At 64.5% G+C, this 496-nt stretch carries 1 protein-coding gene; it reads right to left on the minus strand.

Annotated features, from left to right (window positions below):
• Positions 1 to 446, minus strand: a 446-nt coding sequence (locus ON32_RS30600) for an AMP-binding protein (protein WP_217998099.1), incomplete at its 3' end; no start/stop codon positions are given.
• Between the last annotated feature and the right edge of the window lie 50 nt (positions 447 to 496).

Raw genomic sequence — 496 nt, forward strand, 5'->3', positions numbered from 1 at the left:
TAGGTGGGGTCGATGGGCAGGAACGCCGCCCCCGACTTGGCAACCGCCCACACCGCCAACACCGACTCGAACGAACGCCGCACACCGACCGCCACCACATCCTCCGGCCCCACACCCCGACGAATCAACACCCGCGCCAACCGATTCGACCACCCATCCAACTCCCCATACGAAACCCGACGACCCCCACACACCACCGCCAACGCCTCCGGATCCCGACCCGCCGCCGCAACCAACACATCCGCCAACGGCACCATCTCCCCCACCCCCGAACCACCCCGAGACAACAGATCCGCCCTCTCCACCGAATCCAAAAGCTCGATCTCCCCCACCACCACCCCCGGATCACCAACCACCGACTCCAACACCCGAACCCACCGACGCGCCAACGCCTCAACCGTCACCGCATCGAACAAATCGGTGGCATAGGTGAACGCCACCGACATCCCACCACCGACACGATCCGACAAAACCAGTTGCAGATCGAACCGCGATA

It is taken from the genome of Nocardia paucivorans NBRC 100373 (assembly GCF_000308675.1).
In the GTDB taxonomy this organism is placed as follows: Bacteria; Actinomycetota; Actinomycetes; order Mycobacteriales; family Mycobacteriaceae; genus Nocardia; species Nocardia paucivorans.